The sequence below is a fragment of the Flavobacteriales bacterium genome, from assembly GCA_026129465.1.
Taxonomy (GTDB): Bacteria; Bacteroidota; Bacteroidia; order Flavobacteriales_F; family PHOS-HE28; genus PHOS-HE28.
Genome location: JAHCIA010000001.1, coordinates 1,857,634 through 1,877,543, shown reverse-complemented (window position 1 = coordinate 1,877,543; position 19,910 = coordinate 1,857,634). Strand labels below are relative to the sequence as shown.

18 protein-coding genes are annotated in these 19,910 nt (G+C 63.2%); 14 read left to right on the top strand and 4 right to left on the bottom strand.

The window, feature by feature from the left end:
• Window positions 1-4 precede the first annotated feature (4 nt).
• The 7 genes from tilS to KIT10_08015 all read left to right on the top strand — a co-directional run bounded on the left by tilS (window position 5) and on the right by KIT10_08015 (window position 7,198).
• Window positions 5-1,315 carry a tRNA lysidine(34) synthetase TilS gene (tilS, locus tag KIT10_08045; GenBank protein ID MCW5899208.1) on the top strand — a complete coding sequence of 437 codons (1,311 nt, stop codon included), beginning with the start codon at window positions 5-7 and terminating at the stop codon, window positions 1,313-1,315.
• Window positions 1,316-1,379: 64 nt separating this feature from the next.
• Complete coding sequence (locus tag KIT10_08040) at window positions 1,380-1,670, top strand: hypothetical protein (protein ID MCW5899207.1); 291 nt, start codon at window positions 1,380-1,382, stop codon at window positions 1,668-1,670.
• A 77-nt stretch (window positions 1,671-1,747) separates the two neighbouring features.
• Window positions 1,748-2,209, top strand: a complete 462-nt coding sequence (locus tag KIT10_08035; protein MCW5899206.1) for a hypothetical protein — start codon at window positions 1,748-1,750, stop codon at window positions 2,207-2,209.
• Window positions 2,206-4,245 carry a thioredoxin family protein gene (locus KIT10_08030; GenBank protein ID MCW5899205.1) on the top strand — a complete coding sequence of 680 codons (2,040 nt, stop codon included), beginning with the start codon at window positions 2,206-2,208 and terminating at the stop codon, window positions 4,243-4,245. Before KIT10_08035 ends, KIT10_08030 begins: the two co-directional genes overlap by 4 nt.
• A 50-nt stretch (window positions 4,246-4,295) precedes the next feature.
• On the top strand, window positions 4,296-4,895 hold the full coding sequence (gene lpcA, locus KIT10_08025; GenBank protein MCW5899204.1) for a D-sedoheptulose 7-phosphate isomerase: 600 nt from the start codon (window positions 4,296-4,298) through the stop codon (window positions 4,893-4,895).
• Window positions 4,896-4,898: 3 nt separating this feature from the next.
• Window positions 4,899-6,437 (top strand): YifB family Mg chelatase-like AAA ATPase, encoded by a 1,539-nt coding sequence (locus KIT10_08020; GenBank protein MCW5899203.1) that lies wholly within the window; start codon window positions 4,899-4,901, stop codon window positions 6,435-6,437.
• 50 nt (window positions 6,438-6,487) lie between these two features.
• Window positions 6,488-7,198 (top strand): energy transducer TonB, encoded by a 711-nt coding sequence (locus KIT10_08015; protein MCW5899202.1) that lies wholly within the window; start codon window positions 6,488-6,490, stop codon window positions 7,196-7,198.
• 80 nt (window positions 7,199-7,278) lie between these two features.
• On the opposite strand, the gene secA is transcribed toward KIT10_08015, so the two are convergent.
• The 4 genes from secA to KIT10_07995 all read right to left on the bottom strand — a co-directional run bounded on the left by secA (window position 7,279) and on the right by KIT10_07995 (window position 12,553).
• Window positions 7,279-10,653, bottom strand: a complete 3,375-nt coding sequence (secA, locus tag KIT10_08010) for a preprotein translocase subunit SecA (protein MCW5899201.1) — start codon at window positions 10,651-10,653, stop codon at window positions 7,279-7,281.
• A 186-nt stretch (window positions 10,654-10,839) separates the two neighbouring features.
• Window positions 10,840-11,061 carry a DUF2795 domain-containing protein gene (locus tag KIT10_08005; GenBank protein ID MCW5899200.1) on the bottom strand — a complete coding sequence of 74 codons (222 nt, stop codon included), beginning with the start codon at window positions 11,059-11,061 and terminating at the stop codon, window positions 10,840-10,842.
• 107 nt (window positions 11,062-11,168) lie between these two features.
• Entirely contained in the window at window positions 11,169-11,720 is a 552-nt protein-coding gene (locus tag KIT10_08000) for a cob(I)yrinic acid a,c-diamide adenosyltransferase (GenBank protein ID MCW5899199.1), read from the bottom strand.
• Window positions 11,721-11,764: 44 nt separating this feature from the next.
• Window positions 11,765-12,553, bottom strand: coding sequence for a class I SAM-dependent methyltransferase (locus KIT10_07995; GenBank protein ID MCW5899198.1), 789 nt, complete (start codon window positions 12,551-12,553; stop codon window positions 11,765-11,767).
• Between the two features lie 213 nt (window positions 12,554-12,766).
• Here KIT10_07995 and KIT10_07990 point away from each other — a divergent pair, with 213 nt between their 5' ends.
• The 7 genes from KIT10_07990 (at window position 12,767) to KIT10_07960 (ending at window position 19,864) form a co-directional block, all read left to right on the top strand.
• Window positions 12,767-13,138 (top strand): hypothetical protein, encoded by a 372-nt coding sequence (locus KIT10_07990; GenBank protein MCW5899197.1) that lies wholly within the window; start codon window positions 12,767-12,769, stop codon window positions 13,136-13,138.
• Window positions 13,139-13,213: 75 nt separating this feature from the next.
• Window positions 13,214-15,634 (top strand): heavy metal translocating P-type ATPase metal-binding domain-containing protein, encoded by a 2,421-nt coding sequence (locus KIT10_07985; protein MCW5899196.1) that lies wholly within the window; start codon window positions 13,214-13,216, stop codon window positions 15,632-15,634.
• A gap of 23 nt (window positions 15,635-15,657) precedes the next feature.
• Window positions 15,658-16,002 carry a ribose-5-phosphate isomerase gene (locus tag KIT10_07980; GenBank protein ID MCW5899195.1) on the top strand — a complete coding sequence of 115 codons (345 nt, stop codon included), beginning with the start codon at window positions 15,658-15,660 and terminating at the stop codon, window positions 16,000-16,002.
• Window positions 16,003-16,109: 107 nt separating this feature from the next.
• A complete protein-coding gene (ccoS, locus tag KIT10_07975) occupies window positions 16,110-16,289 on the top strand; it encodes a cbb3-type cytochrome oxidase assembly protein CcoS (protein MCW5899194.1) in 180 nt (59 codons plus the stop codon).
• A gap of 7 nt (window positions 16,290-16,296) precedes the next feature.
• Complete coding sequence (gene ccoN / locus KIT10_07970; GenBank protein MCW5899193.1) at window positions 16,297-18,423, top strand: cytochrome-c oxidase, cbb3-type subunit I; 2,127 nt, start codon at window positions 16,297-16,299, stop codon at window positions 18,421-18,423.
• Window positions 18,424-18,468: 45 nt separating this feature from the next.
• A complete protein-coding gene (locus tag KIT10_07965) occupies window positions 18,469-18,675 on the top strand; it encodes a CcoQ/FixQ family Cbb3-type cytochrome c oxidase assembly chaperone (protein MCW5899192.1) in 207 nt (68 codons plus the stop codon).
• A gap of 7 nt (window positions 18,676-18,682) precedes the next feature.
• Entirely contained in the window at window positions 18,683-19,864 is a 1,182-nt protein-coding gene (locus KIT10_07960; protein MCW5899191.1) for a c-type cytochrome, read from the top strand.
• The last annotated feature ends 46 nt before the right edge of the window (window positions 19,865-19,910 follow it).

Below are 19,910 nucleotides of genomic sequence, written 5' to 3'. Positions count from 1 at the left end.
TGCCGTGGAACGGACCCTGTACGGCAGGGGGCTGGCACTTCCGGGTGAGCCGCTGTGGGTGGCGGTGAGCGGCGGGGTGGACAGCATGGTCCTGCTGCACGTGCTGCGCACCATGGGCCATCCGGTCCATGTGGTCCATGTGGACCACGGCCTGCGTGGCGTGGAGAGCGATGCCGATCGGGACCTCGTGGAGGCCGCATGCGACGCGCTGGGCCTGCCCTGCACGGTGGAGCGTGTGGAGGTCAAGGCGCATGCGGATGCGGAAGGGATCTCCCCACAGATGGCCGCGCGCGAACTGCGCTATGCCATTTTCCGGCGTTTGGTGGAGGAGGGCCCCCCCAAGCTGGCCTTGGCGCACCATGCGGATGACGCGGTGGAAACGCTCTTCATGCACCTGCTGCGCGGCATGGGCGCACGCGGCTGGAACACCATTCCCTTCGCCAGTGGACCCTTCATCAGGCCCTTGCTGGAGGTGGAGCGCGCCACGATCCTCGATCATGCGCGTCGCCATGGCATCGGCTACAGGGAGGACGCGAGCAACCGGGACCCCAAGTACCTGCGGAATCGCGTCAGACATGAATTGATGCCACTGTTGGAGGATCTTCGGCACGGAGCGGCGCGCGTGCTGAAACGAGATGTGGCCCTGCTGCGCGAAGTGGACGCTTTGGTGCGCAAGGAGACGATCCCCATCAAGGAAGGCATCGAACACCGATCGGATGGGTCGATGCTTGTGCCGTTGGTGGCGATCCGTTCCAGCCTGGCGCCCGGGCTGTTGCTGCATGCGCTCCTTGCCCAGCTTGGCTTCCATCCCGCTGCGCTGGATGACCTGCGTGAGGCCCTGAGGCGTGGTGCCACGGGTGCGACATTCCATCACGGTCCCATGCGGGTGGTGGTGGATCGCGACCATCTGGTGATCGGACCGGCAACGGACCGGCCTATGTCGTGGACGATCGATTCGCCGGGATCCCTGCCGGAAGGCGTGCCCCTGCGGATCACCACCCATGCGTCCGGTATGGTGGACCACCAGAATGGCCGAGTGGCTTGGATGGATGGGTCGCAAGTGCGCTTCCCGCTGGTCCTGCGGCCTTGGCGTGCGGGCGATCGGATGCGGCCCCTTGGCTTGGGTGGAAGCAAACTCGTCAGTGATCTGCTGACGGACGCCAAGGTGCCCAATCACCTGCGGGAACAGGCCATGGTCCTGGAAAGTGAGGGGCGGATCCTCTGGTTGTGCGGACTGCGCCTGGCCGAGGAGGTCCGGGTGCAGGATGGGGATGTCCTGCGGATGGAATACCAGGGCTGGTCGCCCTTGGGATAATTCCAGCTCCGGGGATCGATCGCCACGGTGTGGTGTTATCTTATCGGCCCTGAAACCCATCGCCATGTTGAGTCCGGAGACCACCCTCATCGCCAAGGAGCACATTCCCTCGCTCCGTTTCCCGCGGCAGCCCGTGTCCATCACGGATGAACAGCGCCACGAATTGCAGGACCGGATGTTGCGCGCCACGCGGCTGGGCAATGGGGAACACGGGAAGTGCCGCATCATCTTCGCCGATGCCGAGGGTATCAAGGCCGTGGAGACCACGATCTGGACCTTCGACCAGGACAACATCGTCCTGAAGTACGGCATGACCATTCCGGTCTTCCGCGTGCTTCGCATTGAGTTCCCATGATCCACTGAAGGATCGCAAGGATCCAGGCCCTACGTCCCCGGCCAGTGGCAGGGGTGGGGCCTACTTTTGCACCACCCATGATCGCCTTGGCATTGCTCGTCTCCGGCCTGGCCGGCCAACCTGCGGACAGCCCGGTCTCCTGGTCGTTCGGTGCCACCTTGTGGGAGGATGGCTCGGTAAGCGTGGAAATGACGGCTCATATCCAGAAAGGCTGGCACCTCTATGCCACGGAACTGCCCAGTGACCAGGGCCCGCTGCCCACGGTATTCCGGATCCAGGCCGATGACGCTTACGAGGTGCTGGGTGGGGTGCAAAGCCCTTCCCCGGTGGAGGCCTACGACCCCAACTTCGCCATGGTGGTGCGCTACCACAGTGGTGCGCCCGTATTCCAAGTGCGCTTGATGCCGGGCAGCAGGGAGCCATTCACCGTGTCTGGAGATGTGGAATTCATGGTCTGCGATGATCGTACCTGCCTGCCCCCCGTGCGGGTGCCCTTCAAAGTGGTAGTGGACCCCAACGGCATGCCTTCCCAAGAATGAAGCATTTCCTCCTCCTCTTTTGGCTCCTTGTTGCGACCGCCGTGCAAGCACAGCTCGGCGCCGTTACCGGGCATGCCGACCCCGTGCGATGGAGTGTGCGTTCCACACCTGCCGGTACCGGCCAATGGGACATCGAGTTCCGCGCCGTCATCAACACCGGGTGGGCGGTCTACTCGCAGGAGGAGTACGGCATGGGCCCGATCCCCACCGCCATCAAGTTCGATCATCTGGAGGGTCTTGAGCTGCTGGGCACCACCAAGGAGAATGGCAAGGAGACGATCGATGGCATCGACCCGATCTTCGATGTGCGTGTGAAGAAGTTCAAGGGCTGGGCCACCTTCACCCAGCGTGTCTCGGTGGCGAATGAGGGGAGTGTGATCACAGGCTATTTCGAGTACATGGCCTGCGATGATGCCGAATGCATCTTTCCGGATCCCACCTATTTCGCGGTCGATCCCGCGACCGGAGGGCATGAGTTCAGCACAATGCCCTTCGATCCCAATGATGAGCGCATCAAGGGCCTCAGCGTGGTGAGCGGTGGCCCGATCCTGAAGCTGGCCAAGGTGGACCTGGACGCGCCCGTGATCCGTGGACAGGCCGCCGTGCCCAAGGACCGCACGCTGTGGACCATCTTCTTCCTGGGCTTCATCGGTGGGCTCCTGGCCCTGCTCACCCCCTGTGTGTTCCCCATGATCCCGCTCACGGTGAGCTTTTTCACCAAGGGAAGCGAGGATCGCCGCAAGGGCTTGAACAACGCGGTCACCTATGGCGGGTTCATCCTGCTCATCTACCTCGTGTTCAGCATTCCGTTCCACCTGCTGGGCAGCGTGAATCCGGAGATCTTCAACGAGATCAGCACCAACCCCTGGCTGAACGTCTTCTTCTTCGTCATCTTCATCGTCTTCGCCATCTCCTTCTTCGGCTACTTCGAGATCACCCTGCCCAGCAGCTGGGTGAATCGGATGGACGCCAACGCCAGCCGCTTCGGAGGCATGATCGGCATCTTCTTCATGGCGCTCACCCTGGCACTGGTCTCCTTCAGTTGCACCGGGCCCATCCTGGGATCCCTGTTGGCCGGGGCGCTCACCGCCGATGGTGGCGCCTGGCAGCTCACGGCGGGCATGGGCGGTTTCGGCCTGGCCCTTGCGCTGCCATTCGCGCTCTTCGCCATGTTCCCCCAATGGCTCAACAGCCTGCCACGCAGTGGCAGCTGGCTGAACACGGTGAAGGTGGTGCTGGGCTTCGTGGAGCTGGCCCTCGCGATCAAGTTCCTCAGCAACGCCGATCTGGTGATGAACTGGGGCCTGCTGCCACGGGAGATCTTCATCGGCCTGTGGATCCTGGTGGGCATCGGCCTGGCGCTCTACCTCTTTGGTCTGATCCGCTTCCCACATGACAGCCCCAACGTGCGGCCTTCCAAGGTGCGGCTCGGCCTGGGCATCGCCACGTCGGCCTTCGTCATCTACCTCCTGCCGGGGATCACCATGGCCGAGGCGCGCAACCTGAAACTGCTCAGCGGATTCCCGCCACCACTCTTCTACAGCCTCTATCCCCAGCAGAGCGAATGTCCGCTGGACCTGCCCTGTGAGCATGACCTGGAGGAGGGTTTCGAGCGGGCGCGGCGCGAGAACAAACCGGTGATGCTCGATTTCACGGGCTGGGCCTGTGTGAATTGCCGCAAGATGGAGGAGAATGTCTGGCCACACCAGTCGATCTACGATGTGCTGAGCAAGGAGTATGTGCTGGTCTCACTCTACGTGGACGACAAGCGCGAACTGCCCAAGGAGGACCAGTTCATCTATGAGACCTCCGCCGGGGTGAAGAAGCCCATCATCACCAAGGGGAACAAATGGGCCACCCTGCAGGCGGAGAATTTCATCAGCGCCAGCCAGCCGCTCTATGTGCTGCTCAGCCCCGATGGCCGCCTACTGACCGACCCCCTGGGCTACACGCCCAACAAGGCGGAGTACGAGACCTTCCTCCGCCGAGGCCTGGATGCCATGGGCCAGTTGGGCCTGCGGGCGGAGCGGAGGTGAGGCCGTTACCCGCCCATGGCGGATGTTCGGTTTGACGCATCTTTGACGGGATGAGCGACGACCGCATCCGTTCCCATTTCACCGAAGCCGCCGAGGTGCTCCAGCGTTTCCTGGCCGACCCTGCTAACGTCACCGCAGTGGAGCAGGCCGCGGCCTTCATGAGCTACTGTCTGAAACAGGGCGCCAAGGTGATCAGTTGTGGCAATGGTGGCAGCATGTGCGACGCCATGCATTTCGCCGAGGAACTTACCGGCCGCTTCCGCGACGACCGGCCGCCCATCGCGGCCATGGCCATCAGCGATCCGGGCCACATCAGTTGTGTGGGCAACGACCATGGCTACGACCAGGTCTTCGCGCGCTTCGTGCAGGCCCACGGCAGGGAGGGCGATGTGCTCCTCGCCATCAGCACCAGCGGCAATAGCCCCAATGTGCTGCACGCGGCGCGGACGGCACGCGAGAAGCAGATGCATGTGATCGGTCTCACAGGCCGGGATGGCGGGAAGCTGGCGGACCTCTGCACCGTGGAGGTGCGTGTGCCGCACGATGGTTATGCCGACCGCATCCAGGAGGTGCACATCAAGATCATCCACGCCATCATCGACCACATCGAACGCGATCTGGCGGAGCCGGCGCGGAAGGAGCGATACTGAACGATGCTCGTCAAGGTCTTCGGCAGCGCGGTATTCGGCATCAACGCCACCATCGTCACCGCCGAGGTGAACGTGGAGAACGGTGCGTTCTTCTTTCTCGTGGGCCTGCCGGACAGTGCGGTGAAGGAAAGCCAGCAGCGCATGGACGCCGCCCTGCGCAACAACGGGCTGTATTTCCCACGAGGCAAGGGCGTCACCATCAACCTGGCGCCGGCCGACATCCGCAAGGAAGGCACCGCCTATGACCTGCCGTTGGCCGTGGGCCTGCTCGCCGCCACGGAGCAGGTCCCATCCGGCATGCTGGAGGAATTCCTCGTGATGGGCGAACTCTCCCTGGATGGCGGTGTGCGGCCCATCAAGGGTGCGCTGCCCATCGCCATCGAGGCCAAGCGACAGGGCTTCAAAGGCGTGATCCTCCCGGCGGCCAACGCGCGTGAAGCGGCCATCGTGCACGGGCTTGTCGTCTACGGCGTGGAGCATCTGCGCGAAGTGGTGGACCTGCTGAAGGGCACGCCCACCGTGCAGCCCACGGTCGTCGACATCGAGGCCGAGTTCGCCAACAGCAGCCGCAGCTATCCTGTGGACATCGCCGATGTGAAGGGGCAGGAGAACATCAAGCGCGCCTTCGAGATAGCGGCGGCAGGCGGGCACAATATCATCCTCATCGGGCCGCCCGGCGCGGGCAAGACCATGCTGGCCAAGCGTCTACCCACGATCCTGCCGCCGCTCAACATCGACGAGGCGCTGGAGACCACCAAGATCCACAGTGTGGCCGGCAAGCTGCGCAAGGAGGACAGCCTGCTGAGTGTGCGCCCCTACCGCAGTCCGCACCACACGATCAGCGATGTGGCGCTGGTGGGTGGCGGCTCCTTCCCCCAGCCGGGCGAGATCAGTCTGGCGCACAATGGTGTGCTCTTCCTGGACGAGTTGCCGGAATTCAAACGCCAGGTGCTGGAAGTGCTTCGCCAACCTCTGGAGGATCGCGTGGTCACCATCAGCCGGGCCAAATTCACCGTGGAGTATCCGGCCAGTTTCATGCTCGTGGCCGCCATGAATCCTTGTCCCTGCGGCTACTACAACCACCCGGAGAAGGATTGTGTGTGCGCCCCGGGCGTGGTGCAGAAATACCTGAACAAAGTGAGCGGGCCATTGCTGGACCGCATCGACATCCATATCGAGGTGACACCGGTACCCTTCGCCGAATTGAGCGCCGAGCGGCAGAGTGAGAAGAGTGCCGACATGCGCGACAGGGTCATCGCGGCCAGGAAGGTGCAGCAGGATCGATACAGCGGCCGGAAGATCCACTGCAACGCCCAGATCGGCAGCCGTGAGCTGCGCGAGATCTGTCGCATCGACGATGCCGGAAAGGCCCTGTTGGAGAAGGCCATGGAGCGGCTCGGCCTCAGCGCCCGCGCTTACGACCGCATCCTGAAAGTGGCGCGTACCATCGCCGATCTGGCCGGTGGCCCGGACATCCGCACCGAACACCTCGCCGAGGCCATCCAGTACCGCAGTCTGGACCGCGAGGGCTGGGCCGGCTGAAGGCTGTAACCCCCCGGGGATGCATCGCGTTGCAAGGGGCGAACCTTCAGATGCCCCCATTGCGCCCCACCGCCCTCATATCTCCCTGTCTGTTCCTGGTCTTCGGCCTCCACCTTCCCCAGGAGGCATCGGCCCAGTTGAGCGAGAAGCAATACCTCAATGAGGTGCTTGAAGCCACCTCCAAGAAGAACGCCGCCTACTACCGCATCGCCGTTGGGGTGAAGGATGGCCAGTTCCTGGCGAAGACCTTCAGTATGGACGGCGGGTTGAAGACCGAAGGCAGCTACGCCGATCCCGAGATGCTTGTGGAACATGGCCGTTTCATCTTCTACCACCGGAATGGCAAGGTGGAGAGCCGTGGTGAGTACGTCATGGGCCTGAAGACCGGTGTTTGGGAGCGTTTCGACCAATGGGGCCGCCCCCTGGCCGAGAAGGTCTACGATCCCGAGCCGCTGGCCAACATCGTGTACACCCGTGCGCAGACCATGCCGCGCTACCCCTTGGGCGGCGAACGTGAACTGGTGCGCTACATCAAGGAAAGGGTGAGCCCGGTGGACACCAAACACACCAAGGGCTCCGCGACGGCGAGCTTCATCGTGGAGAAGGACGGACAGCTGAGCGACGTGAGGGTGATCGAACAGAAGGGCGTGAAGCTGGACCACCAATTGGTGGAGGCGATACGCTCATCGGCACCTTGGGAACCCGGCATGGAACGCGGCCAACCGGTGCGCGTGCAGATGAAGCTGCCCGTACAATTCTGAGAACCACACCACATACACCATAAGCTTGAAGGCCGGTCCCGTAAGACCGGCCTTCGGCTTTCAGGTGTGCCGTGTAAGGCTCAGCCCGCCTTGCCGTGGCACTGCTTGTATTTCTTGCCGCTGCCGCATGGGCAGGGGTCGTTGCGACCCACCTTTTTCTCCACCCGCACAGGTGCGACAGGCTGGCGGGGTGCTCCACCGGCGGGCATGGGGCCGCGCACACCGGGGGGTGGGGCCGCTGCGCCTCGCATGGCACCGGCGGGTGCGCCCACCTCCGAGCGGCCGGTGCGCAGTTGCTGTTGGGACGCACGCGGCGCCTGGGCCTGCTGCACCTGAGGCTGCTGGGAAGGGAGGCCGGCCTTGGCCAGGAAGCCCACCACTTCTTGATTGACGCGCTCGATGATGGCCTTGAAGAGGTTGAAGCTCTCGAGCTTGTAGATCAGCAGCGGGTCCTTCTGTTCGATGGCCGCGTTCTGCACGCTGCGCCGCAGTTCGTCCATCTCCCGCAGATGTTCCTTCCACTCGTTGTCGATGATCGCCAGCGTGATGTACTTCTCGATGCTGGTGATCAGGTCCATGCCCTGCGTGCGGTAGCACTTCTCCAGGTGCGTCACCACCTGCATGGTCTTCAGCCCGTCGGTGATCGGAACCACGATGTTCTCGTATTGCTTGCCCTGATTCAGGAACACATCGGTGATCACCGGCATGGCCTGTTCCGCGATGCGCGCACCGTGCCGGTCATAGGCCGCCATGGCCGCTTCGTAAACGCGGTCGGAGAGTTCCTGGACCTTGATGCTCCTGAACTCCTGCTCACTGACCGGACAGGGTATGGCGAAGCGGCGGAAGAGCTCCATCTCGAAGGCGCTGTAAGCCTCCGGTTCGGGGTCGCCGTGGTATTGCTGCACGGTGCCCGCGGACACCTCGTGGAACATGTTCAGGATGTCCAGCTTCAAGCGGTCGCCGAACAGCGCATTGCGCCGGCGCTTGTAGATAACCGTGCGCTGGCTGTTCATCACATCGTCATACTCCAGCAGGCGCTTCCGGATGCCGAAGTTGTTCTCCTCCACCTTCTTCTGGGCGCGCTCGATGCTGGCGGTGACCATGCTGTGCTGGATCACCTCGCCCTCCTTCAGGCCCAGACGGTCCATCAGCTTGCTGATGCGCTGGCTGTTGAACATGCGCATCAGGTCGTCCTCCAGGCTCACATAGAACTGGCTGCTGCCTGGATCGCCCTGGCGGCCCGCGCGTCCACGCAGCTGGCGGTCGACCCGTCGGCTGTCGTGTTTTTCCGTGCCGATGATGGCCAGGCCCCCGGCCTCCTTCACCCCGGACCCCAGTTTGATGTCGGTACCACGGCCGGCCATGTTCGTGGCGATGGTCACCGTGCCCGCCATGCCCGCATTGGCCACGATCTCGGCTTCGCGCTGGTGCTGCTTGGCGTTGAGCACCTGGTGCGGGATATTGCGCATCTTGAGCATCTTGCTCATCAACTCGCTCACCTCCACGCTGGTGGTGCCCACCAGCACAGGGCGCCCGGCGTTGCGCAAGGCCTCGATCTCCTCGATCACCGCATTGTACTTCTCACGCTTGGTCTTGAAGACCATGTCTTCCGCATCCTTCCGCACCACCGGGCGGTTGGTGGGGATCACCATCACATCCAGCTTGTAGATGTCCCACAACTCCTGGGCCTCGGTCTCGGCCGTGCCGGTCATGCCGGCGAGCTTGTGGTACATCCGGAAATAGTTCTGCAAGGTGACGGTGGCGTAGGTCTGCGTGGCGGCCTCCACCTTCACCTTCTCCTTGCTCTCGATGGCCTGGTGCAGCCCATCGCTGTATCGGCGGCCTTCGAGGATCCGGCCGGTCTGTTCATCCACGATCTTCACCTTGCCGTCCATCACCACGTATTCCACATCGTTCTCATAGAGGGCGTAGGCGCGGATCAACTGGTTCACGGTGTGGATGCGCTCGCTCTTGATGCCGAAGTCGCGCAGCAGGTCGTCCTTGCGACGCGCCTTTTCCTCCACCGAAGCGCTGCTGCGCTCGATCTCGGCGATGGTGCCGCCCACATCCGGCATGATGAAGAATTCCGGATCGTTGACGTCACCACTGATCAGGTCCACGCCCTTCTCGGTGAGTTCGATGCCGTGCTGCTTCTCATCGATGGTGAAGAACAGTTCGGCGTCCACCTTGGGCATCTCCTTGCCCTGTTCCTGCAGGTAGAAATTCTCGGTCTTCTGCAGGTGGGCCTTCACACCTGTTTCGCTCAGGAACTTGATCAGCGCGCTGTTCTTCGGCAGGCCCCTGTGGCAGCGCAACAGCGCCATGCCGCCCTTCTCCAATTGCTCTTTGGAGGCCGTACCGTCGTCCAGGCCCTTGAGGTTCTCCTTGGCCTCGGCGAGGAGCTTGGTGACGAGCTGTTTCTGCGCGGTGTAGAGCTTTTCCACGCGCGGGCGGTACTCGTCGAACTGGTGCACTTCGCCTCGCGGCGTGGGCCCGCTGATGATGAGCGGTGTGCGGGCATCGTCCACCAGCACGCTGTCCACCTCATCCACGATGGCGAAATGGTGTTTTCGTTGCACCAGGGCGGATGGCGCATGGGCCATGTTGTCGCGCAGGTAGTCGAAGCCGAATTCGTTATTGGTGCCGTAGGTGATGTCGGCCAGGTAGGCCCTGCGGCGCTCGGGGCTGTTGGGTTGGTGCTTGTCGATGCAGTCCACACGCAGCCCGTGGAATTCGTGGATGGGCCCCATCCATTCGGCGTCGCGCTTGGCCAGGTAGTCGTTCACCGTCACCACATGCACGCCTCGGCCGGCCAGGGCGTTGAGGTATACGGGCAGGGTGCTCACAAGGGTCTTGCCTTCGCCGGTGCTCATCTCCGCGATCTTGCCCTTGTGCAGCGCCACGCCGCCGATGAGCTGCACATCATAGTGCACCATGTCCCATTTCACCGGGTTGCCGGCGGCGATCCAGGTGGTCTTCCAGATGGCGCGGTCGCCGCGGATCTCCACGCTTTCTCGCGTGGTGGCGATCTCGCGGTCCAGTTCACTGGCGGTCACTTCGATCTCGCTGCCTTCGCTGAAGCGGCGGGCGGTCTCCTTCACCACGGCGAAAGCTTCCGGCAGGATCTCCAGAAGCACCTCCTCGATCTCCTTCAGGCTTTCCTCCTGGATGCGGTCGATCTCCTCGTATCGGCGCTCGCGTTCGTGGATGTCCATGCGCGGATCGGCCTCGATCTCCGCACGCAGCGCGGCGACACGATCATCACTCGGCCGGGTGCGTTCCGCGATGCGGGCCTTCAATTCGGCCGTGCGGCGGCGCAGATCGTCGTTGCTCAGGTCGCGAAGCTTCTCGCCGGCGGCCAGGGTGGCGTCCACCATGGGCCGCACTTCCTTCAGGTCGCGTACTGCCTTGTCGCCGAAAACGGCCTTCAGGGCCTTGGTCAGGGATCCGATCATGGACGGGGTCGGTGGAATGGGGCCTGCGCCGATGCGAGGGCCCATCGTTTCAGAAGGGTGGCAAAGGTAGCTGCCCGCTGCCAGCACAGACCCTGCCGGCCCACAGGGCCTGACAGCACGGCAGGCCGCCACGAAAAAGCCCCCCGGCACGCCGGAGGGCTCATTGGCGCGAGTTGTCCTGGCGCCTCAGTATTCGTCCTCGTTGAAGAAGAAGTCCTCTTTCGATGGGTAGTCCGGCCAGATGTCTTCGATGGACTCGAAGACCTCCTCATCGTCCTCGATGGCCTGCAGGTTCTCCACCACTTCCAGTGGCGCGCCGGTGCGCATGGCGAAGTCGATCAACTCGTCCTTGGTCGCCGGCCAGGGCGCATCCTCCAGGTAGGAGGCCAGTTCCAATGTCCAATACATCCTTGTGGGCCGTTGGGGGGTCCTTGAAATCGGCCGCAAATATAGACGGCCATCGTTGCCGCTGACGGCGACTTTTCAACGGGCGGTCCAAGCCCCCTGGTATGGGGTCAGGTCCTTGGGCGCCAAGGGGTCTCGGCCACGCCGTGAAGCCTGGACAAGTGGCGGGCCAGCACGAAGAGGAGATCGGAGAGGCGATTGAGGTAGCGCACCACGGCCTCGGGAACGGCTTCGGCGGCGGCGAGGCGCACCACTTGGCGCTCGGCGCGGCGGCATACGGTGCGACAGATGTGCGCCTGCGAAACGGTGGGGTGGCCACCCGGAAGAATGAAGCTGCGAAGCGGCTCAAGCTCCGTATCCATGCGATCCATGGCCTGCTCCAGCGCCGCGATCTCGGCATCGCCTACTGCGGGCACTTTGAATTTGTCAGCCTCTTCAGCGCTGCCCGATGCCAGCCGTGAACCCACCGCGAAGAGGGTGTCCTGGATCGTCAGCAGGAGATCCCAGTGGTGGGCACCGGCCAGGTCGCGCAGCATGCCCACATGGCTGTTCAACTCGTCCACCGTGCCATAGGCCTCGATGCGCAGGTGGTCCTTGGGCACACGCTTGCCACCGAGCAGGCCGGTCTGTCCCTTGTCGCCCGTGCGGGTGTAGATCTTCATGGTCCGTGCAGGCAAACGTACGGTCCGCCGGATCGTTCGCGTGATCAGTAGCGCAGGGTGAAGTGCTCCTTCGCTTGTTCCCTTCTCAGGAATACCAGCCCCATGTCGTACAGGTCGATGGTGACCGTCACCATGGGGTGCTCCTTGATCGCCTCCCAGGCTTCCTCCATGCCCCGGCTCCAGTGGATGTCGTCCACCACGATCAAGGTATCGTTGTGCGCCTTGGCCAGGCATTGCTGGAAATAATCCAATGTGGGCGCTTTGGCGTGGTGCCCATCGAGAAAGACCATGTCCAGTTGGCCGATACGCTCGAGCGCTTCCGGCAGGCGTTTCTGGAAACTGCCGAGGAGCGGTGTGATGTTGCGTTGCTGCAACCTGTCGAAATGGTCCTGCGCGATGCGGTGTGTCTGGGGGCAGCCCTCGACGGTGGTGACGTGCCCCTCATCGGCACCGCGCGCCAGATAAAGTGTGGAGATGCCGAAGGAGGTGCCAAGCTCAAGCACTTGGGCCGGACGCATCCAACGCGCCAGCCGGAAGAGCAACTGGGCATGGCGTGGGGGCTTCAGGCTTGTGCGGGCGATGTCGGCCACGCGCCGGATGGGCAGGTCGAATACGCGCGATCCCGCACCAAGGTCGTTCACCCGGATGGTCCGGTCGCTGTGGAGGATCGCTTCGCGCAGAGCTTCGATGGGGCCGCTCTCATCCGCCGGCGCCACAGTGCGCAGTACCTGGTCGGCAAGGGTATAGACAAAGGGGCTGTGGACCCCGTGCCGGGTGCGGGCTTTCACCACATGGCCCAGCCAGCTGCCAATGCGTTGCAGGGAGTCGCTCATCGCCGCGCAAAGCTATCGTGCCTTTGAACGGTCGTCCCACGGCCAAGGAACGGCCCTCCCGAACAGGGCCATGTTCATGGACCAGGATATCCGGCATGCTCCTGTCGGGCGGAGGAACTGACCGGCGTCAGGTGGGCCCACGATCCATCAGCGGACATTCGCACCAACGACATACCCCTTGTGACCATGGACCATACCGCCGAAAAACAACTGATGAGATTCGAGGACCTGCACACCGAACATGTGGAATGGTTCAGCACGCTGGACTTCGCGAAGAGCGAAATGGGCATACTGGAGCAACGCTTGGAGCAGATCGCGCAGCGGAACAACAAGCCCGAAGTGATGGCCCAGGTGGAGCATTTCCAGAACCAGTTCATCCGCCAACGTGAGGTGATCGACGAGTTGCGCCACGCCGTGAACGAGCACGAGCAGTTCCTGCAGAAGGAGGCCACAGAGCGGCCCGAGACCATCACACACCGCCGTTTCGGCGATCATGCCGTGCTGCGCGAGCAGATGACCACCTTCAGCAAGCTGCTGGGCGAGTTGCGCGCCGAGTTCCAAGGCTGGGCCACGCAGTGGATGTGACAGGCCTCAGGGCTGACCGGCCAGCGATTGACTTTCGTCAGCCTTGACCGATAGGCGTCCCGGCAACTTCGCGCCATGGAAAAGCGCATCACGGCGGAGACACTATGCTACCATTGTGGCGATCCCTGCCGCGATGAGGCGTTGCGCCACGATGACAAGGAATTCTGTTGCCAAGGCTGCAGGGCGGTATATGGACTGCTCCAGGAAAGCGGCCTATGTGACTACTACGAACTGACCGAGCGGCCCGGCGTGAAGGAGGAGGTCGATGTCGCCTCCCTGCGCGCCGAGCTTTTCGACCTGCCCGAGGTGCGCGGGAAGCTGGTGGAGTATAGCGAGGATGGCATCACCCGAGTACGGCTCCATGTACCTCAGATGCATTGCAGCAGCTGCATCTGGTTGTTGGAGAACCTGCAGCGCATCGAACCGGCCATCATCCGCTCGCGGGTGCGCTTCAGCAGCAAGGAGCTCAGCATCACCTTCCGTGAGGATCGTACCAGTCTGCGCCAACTGGTGGGGCTGTTGCGGCGCATCGGTTACGCACCGCCGCTGAGCGGCAGCGGCAAGGCGGCAGGACAGCGCGGGCCGGGCGTGCCACGCATGCTCTACATCAAGCTGGGCGTGGCGGGATTCGCCTTCGGCAACATCATGCTCTTCAGCTTCCCGGAATACCTGGGCGCCGACACCAGTGATCCGCAGTTGATAAAGGGTTTCCAATTCCTCAACTTCATGTTCAGCCTGCCGGTGCTCCTCTTCAGCAGCACGGGCTTCTTCACCAGCGCGTGGGCCGGGCTGCGCAACCGCATGGTGAACATCGACGTGCCCATCGCCCTGGGCATCATCGCCCTGTTCGCGCGCAGCGTGTGGGACGTGAGCACCGGCTACGGACCTGGCTACTTCGATTCGCTGGCCGGCCTCATCTTCTTCCTGCTCCTGGGCCGCTGGTACCAGGCCTACACCTACCAGGCCATGAGCTTCGACCGCTCGCTGAACGATTTCCTGCCATTGGTCGTCCTGCGCCAACGTGGCGATGCGGAGGAGCCCGTGGACGTAGGCGACCTGCGGCAGGGCGACCGCATCGTGGTGCGCGACCAGGAATTGATCCCCGTGGACGGTGTGCTGCTGGCCGGAACGGGCAACATCGACAACAGCTTCATCACCGGCGAACCGCTCACCGTGCGTCGCAACCCGGGCGATACGATCCGCGCCGGAGGACGTCAGCGTGGAGCGACGATCGAGCTGGAGGTGCTGCGGCCTTTCCAACAGAGCCATCTGAAGCGGCTTTGGGAGGAGCACAGCGGCAGCGGTGCGGCCCAACGCCCGGCCATGCCCAAGCTCATCGATGGTGTGGCGCAGCGCTTCACCGTGGCCGTCATCCTCATCTCGGTGGTCTCCGGGTTCTACTGGGCCGGACGCGATATGGACATGGTGTGGCCGGTGGTGACCGCGGTATTGATCGTGGCCTGCCCCTGCGCATTGGCGCTGAGCATGCCCTTCACCTATGGCCACACCATGCGCCTGTTGGGCAAGGCCGGACTTTTCCTGCGCGACAGCGAGGTGGTGGAACGTCTCTCGCGCATCGACCACGTGGTGTACGACAAGACCGGCACGCTCACCGCGCGTGAGGCCTATGAGCTCCGCTTCGAGGGTGTGCCGTTGCGGCCCGATGAACTGCGCCGCGTGCACGCCCTGGCCCGCAACAGCACCCATCCGCTCAGCACTGTCCTCACCGATCGCTTGCGTTCCGCTCATGGCGAATATGTGCCCACCGCCATCGAGGTGCACGAAACCCCCGGCCAAGGCATCGAAGGCACGGTTGAGGGCTTGGGTGTCCGGATCGGCTCGGCGGTCTTCGCAGGAGGCAACGAGCAGCTACGCGAGGCCGGCGAAGCGCATGTGCATATCGCCATCTCGGGTATGCACCGCGGACACTTCGTGATGCGCAAGCGCGCGCGCAGCGGCATGGCCGAGAGCGTGGAGCGTATGCGGCACGTCACCGGCGTGGGTCTGCTCACCGGCGATGCCACCGTGGACCCCGAGGTCGCGCGTGCGTTCCGTCCAGAGGAGGTGCGCACCGCCTGCACCCCTCCGGACAAGGCCGCCCACGTGCGGCACTTGCAGGAGCGGGGCCACCGCGTGCTGATGGTGGGCGATGGCCTCAACGATGCCGGTGCTCTGCAACAGAGCGATGTGGGCATCAGCGTGAGCGAGACCAGTGCGGCGCTCACCCCCGCCAGCGATGCCATCCTGGACGCGCGCCACCTGCAGCGCCTACCCGGCGCCCTGCACCTCACGCGCCGCGCCCACCGCATCGTCATCGCCAGCCTGTTGATCTCGCTATCTTACAACATCACGGGGGTCAGCTTCGCGGTGGCCGGCAAGCTCACCCCGCTCATCGCCGCCATCCTCATGCCCCTGAGCAGTGTGACGGTGGTGGGTTTCGTGACGATCGCCGTGACGGTGGCGGCTGGAAGGGTGGGCTTGCGGAAGGGCGTTTAGCTTTCGTCCTGCACAACGCAGGCATGCCCACCGTCCACACCGTCTACGTCATAGAGCTCTCCCGCAAGGTTTTCACCGAGCACTGGAAGTTCCGCGCCGCCAATCCGCAGTACAATGGTTCCTTGGAGTGCCTCTACGTGGGCATGACGAGCAAGACGCCCCAGGAGCGTTTCCTGCAACACAAGACCGGTGCGCGCACGGCCAAGGGACACAAACTCAGCAGCGACATCGTGCGGAGGTACGGGCGTTACCTGCGGCCCAGCCTTTACCAGCACATCGGTCCGCTCACGCGGGAGGAGGCGCTCCAAGTGGAGGAGGGCCTGGCGCTGGAGCTGCGGCGGAAGGGCTACGCGGTATGGTGGGGGTGAAGCACCCTCGCCCCCACGTTTCCTGACGAAGGTCATGCTTCCCCTTGACCACTGTCACACCATTGTCAGACGCGCCCGGGGACTTTTGGCGTCGCAAGGAGCGACTGATGGGCATCATCTTTCTGTTGATCGGAGCGAGCACGGTGGTGGCCGTGATCTTCCTGGCCGCCTTTGTTTGGGCCATGCGCACCGGGCAATACGATGATGACCGATCGCCCGCGGTGAGGATCCTGGGCGACCAACATCCCACCGCCTCCAAGACCCCGAACCCTTCCAAGACTTCCTGACGCCATGATGGAACGCTTCCAGTATGACAATAAGATCGTGAACGCCTTCCTGATGGCGACGATCGTCTTCGGCATCGTGGGCATGCTGGTGGGCCTGCTCGCGGCCCTGCAGATGATCCTGCCCTGGATGAACGCCGCCGAGTGGTTCACCTTCGGTCGCCTGCGCCCTTTGCACACCAACGCGGTGATCTTCGCCTTCGTGGGCAACGGCATCTTCGCCGGCGTCTATTACAGCCTGCAGCGCCTGTTGAAGGCCCGCATGTTCAGCGACGGCCTCAGCTGGCTGCATTTCTGGGGCTGGCAGTTGATCATCGTGGCCGCGGCCATCACGTTGCCGCTCGGCATCACCAGCGGGAAGGAGTACGCCGAACTGGAATGGCCCATCGACATCGCCATCACGCTGGTGTGGGTGGTCTTCGGTGTGAACATGTTCGGCACGATCCTGAAGCGCCGCGAGCGCCACCTGTACGTGGCCATCTGGTTCTACATCGCCACGTGGGTCACCGTGGCCATGCTGCACATCGTGAACAGCATGGCCATGCCCGTGAGCCTCTTCAAGAGCTACAGCATGTACGCCGGCGTGCAGGACGCGCTGGTGCAGTGGTGGTACGGCCACAACGCGGTGGCCTTCTTCCTCACCACACCCTACCTGGGCCTGATGTACTACTTCATGCCCAAGGCGGCCAACCGCCCGGTTTACAGCTACAAGCTTTCCATCATCCACTTCTGGGCGCTGATCTTCATCTACATCTGGGCCGGCCCGCACCATCTGCTCTACAGCGCGTTGCCCGAGTGGGCGCAGAGCCTGGGCGTGGTGTTCAGCATCATGCTCATCGCGCCCAGTTGGGGCGGCATGCTCAACGGCCTGCTCACCTTGCGCGGCGCTTGGGACCGCGTGCGCGAGGACCCCGTGCTGAAATTCATGGTGGTGGCGGTGACGGCCTATGGCATGGCCACGCTGGAGGGTCCGCTGCTGAGCACCAAGTTCTTCAACGCCATCAGCCACTTCACGGACTGGACCATCGCGCACGTGCACGTAGGTGGCCTGGGCTGGAATGGTTTCCTCACGTTCGGCATCATCTACTGGATGATACCGCGCCTCTTCAATACCAGGCTCCACAGCATACGGTTGGCCAACGCGCACTTCTGGATCGGTACGTTGGGCATCGTGTTCTATGCCATCCCGCTCTACTTCGCGGGCTTCACGCAGAGTCTCATGTGGAAGCAGTTCACCCCGGACGGCTACCTGGTGTACACCAATTTCCTGGACACGCTGCTACAGATCAAATACGCCTACTGGCTGCGTGCGCTTGGCGGAACGCTCTACCTCACCGGTGCGCTGATCATGGTCTACAACGTATGGATGACCGTGAAGGCCGGGCGTCTGGTGGCCAATGAGGATGCGGAGGCGCCGGCGCTGGAGAAGGAGGCGGCCGTGGCTTCCGAGGGCGGTCACTGGCATCGCTGGATCGAGCGCCGGCCCATCCAGATGCTGGTGGCCAGCTTCGTGCTGGTGGCCATCGGCGGGGCCATTGAGATGATGCCCACCTTCCTGATCGAGAGCAACGTGCCTACGATCAGCAGCGTGAAGCCCTACACACCACTGGAACTCCAGGGCCGTGACATCTACATCCGCGAGGGCTGCTATGTGTGCCACAGCCAGATGATCCGACCCTTCCGCAGCGAGACCGTGCGCTACGGCGAGTACAGCAAGGCGGGCGAGTTCGTCTTCGACCATCCCTTCCAATGGGGCAGCAAGCGCACCGGGCCCGATCTGGCCCGCGAGGGCGGCAAGCGTTCCGACGCCTGGCACTACTACCACATGTACGACCCCACCAGTACCAGCGATGGCAGCCTGATGCCGCCTTACACGCACATGTATGGCAACGATGTGGACTTCGCTGGAACGCCGGCCAAGGTGCGCGCGATGGTGAAGCTGGGCGTCCCCTATGCCGAGGGCGCCGACGCCACCGCGATGGAAGATGCACGTGCGCAGGCCCAGGAGATCGTGGACCGTATGCAGGAGGCCAGCAACGGTGAGATCGTCGCCGACCCCGGCAAGGAGATCATCGCGTTGATCGCCTACCTGCAACGACTGGGTACCGACATCAGTGCCGGGCGCGCAGCAGAATAGTGATCGGCCGACAACGGAGTCCTTCAACCTCCAACTCCCCGGAACATGCTCAAGTTCATCAAACACCACATGACGTCGATCGCCGGGATCGAGATCTTCCCGGTCATCGGTTTCATCCTCTTCTTCACCTTCTTCCTCGGCATGCTCTGGTACGTGCTCACCTTCAGCCGCAGGCACGTGGCGCACATGGAGCGCATGCCCCTCCAGGACCATTCCGGCGATGCTGGACCCATCGCCGCCACGAACAATTGAACGCACCATGCGCGACACGATCCTCCGTACCGCCCTCACGCTGTTCACCGCCCTGGCGGCCATTCTTCCGGCCTCCGCCCAGTATGGCGCCGCATCCGTGAGCGGCCTGCTCTCCCAATTGGAGAACCCCTCCAAGGAGACCCTCTACCTGCTCATGGGAATGGCCATCCTGCAGGTGGTCATCATCGTCACACTCGCCGGTGTGATGAAGGCCTTGGGCTCGAAGGGTAGTGTCTGGGTCAACTACCTCAGGGGCCGCAAAGCCGGCGTGTTGCTGGTGCTTGCCGCCAGTGGGCTGGCGTTGGACGCACAAGCCCTTTCCGCGGCGGCCACACCGCAGGGTGGCACCACCGCCCAGGAGTTGTTCTGGTACCTCTTCATCGCCAACATCATTTTCTTCATCATCATCGTGGCGGAGCTCACCGTGCTCAAGGGCATGGTGCGGACCATCGCCGGAAAGGCGGAAGAGGAGTCAACCTCTGCGATGGAGGAGGAGCCCGCTTTCGTGGACACACTGTTGCAGAAGCTGACCAAGCGGCCTTCCGTGGAGAAGGAGAAGGACCTGGTGATGCACCATGAGTACGATGGCATCCGCGAGTTGGACAACGTGCTGCCGCCTTGGTGGGTGTGGTTGTTCTATGCCACGATCATCTGGGGCGTCATCTATCTGGTGAACGTGCATGTGATCAACGTGTGGCCGGACCAGGACACGGCCTACGAGCAGGAAATGACACAGGCCGAGGCCGACATCAAGGCCTATCTCGCGCAACAGGCCGCGGTCGTCGATGAGAATACCGTGACGCGTTCGACGGATGCCGCCACGCTCGCCACGGGCCGCAAGATCTTCACGGAGTTCTGCAAGGCGTGCCACGGCGACCTGGGCGAAGGCAATGCCGTGGGGCCCAACCTCACCGATGTGTACTGGATACACGGTGGCAGCATCAACGACATTTTCCGCACGATCAAGTACGGGGTGCCGGCCAAGGGCATGCAGAGCTGGAAGAGCGAACTTCGTCCGCAGGAGATCCAGGCGGTGGCCAGCTACATCATGAGCCTCCAGGGTACCGATCCACCCAATGCCAAGGCACCAGAGGGTGAGCCCTATGTGCCCAAGGAGGCAGGGAACGATGCGGCCGGGGAAGGGGATGGGACGGAAGCCACGGATGGTACCGTGGCCGTGGCCCGGTGATGCACCACCGAGGGGCGGTACGCATCGCCATGAAGAGCACCGCGCC

What these genes read in the sequence shown, in the direction of transcription:
- KIT10_08040 (MCW5899207.1), top strand. Translation starts at nt 1,380, where the DNA reads ATGTTGAGTCCGGAGACCACCCTCATCGCCAAGGAGCACATTCCCTCG.
- KIT10_08035 (MCW5899206.1), top strand. Translation starts at nt 1,748, where the DNA reads ATGATCGCCTTGGCATTGCTCGTCTCCGGCCTGGCCGGCCAACCTGCG.
- KIT10_08030 (MCW5899205.1), top strand. Translation starts at nt 2,206, where the DNA reads ATGAAGCATTTCCTCCTCCTCTTTTGGCTCCTTGTTGCGACCGCCGTG.
- lpcA (MCW5899204.1), top strand. Translation starts at nt 4,296, where the DNA reads ATGAGCGACGACCGCATCCGTTCCCATTTCACCGAAGCCGCCGAGGTG.
- KIT10_08020 (MCW5899203.1), top strand. Translation starts at nt 4,899, where the DNA reads ATGCTCGTCAAGGTCTTCGGCAGCGCGGTATTCGGCATCAACGCCACC.
- KIT10_08015 (MCW5899202.1), top strand. Translation starts at nt 6,488, where the DNA reads ATGCCCCCATTGCGCCCCACCGCCCTCATATCTCCCTGTCTGTTCCTG.
- secA (MCW5899201.1), bottom strand. Translation starts at nt 10,653, where the DNA reads ATGATCGGATCCCTGACCAAGGCCCTGAAGGCCGTTTTCGGCGACAAG.
- KIT10_08005 (MCW5899200.1), bottom strand. Translation starts at nt 11,061, where the DNA reads ATGTATTGGACATTGGAACTGGCCTCCTACCTGGAGGATGCGCCCTGG.
- KIT10_08000 (MCW5899199.1), bottom strand. Translation starts at nt 11,720, where the DNA reads ATGAAGATCTACACCCGCACGGGCGACAAGGGACAGACCGGCCTGCTC.
- KIT10_07995 (MCW5899198.1), bottom strand. Translation starts at nt 12,553, where the DNA reads ATGAGCGACTCCCTGCAACGCATTGGCAGCTGGCTGGGCCATGTGGTG.
- KIT10_07990 (MCW5899197.1), top strand. Translation starts at nt 12,767, where the DNA reads ATGAGATTCGAGGACCTGCACACCGAACATGTGGAATGGTTCAGCACG.
- KIT10_07985 (MCW5899196.1), top strand. Translation starts at nt 13,214, where the DNA reads ATGGAAAAGCGCATCACGGCGGAGACACTATGCTACCATTGTGGCGAT.
- KIT10_07980 (MCW5899195.1), top strand. Translation starts at nt 15,658, where the DNA reads ATGCCCACCGTCCACACCGTCTACGTCATAGAGCTCTCCCGCAAGGTT.
- ccoS (MCW5899194.1), top strand. Translation starts at nt 16,110, where the DNA reads ATGGGCATCATCTTTCTGTTGATCGGAGCGAGCACGGTGGTGGCCGTG.
- ccoN (MCW5899193.1), top strand. Translation starts at nt 16,297, where the DNA reads ATGGAACGCTTCCAGTATGACAATAAGATCGTGAACGCCTTCCTGATG.
- KIT10_07965 (MCW5899192.1), top strand. Translation starts at nt 18,469, where the DNA reads ATGCTCAAGTTCATCAAACACCACATGACGTCGATCGCCGGGATCGAG.
- KIT10_07960 (MCW5899191.1), top strand. Translation starts at nt 18,683, where the DNA reads ATGCGCGACACGATCCTCCGTACCGCCCTCACGCTGTTCACCGCCCTG.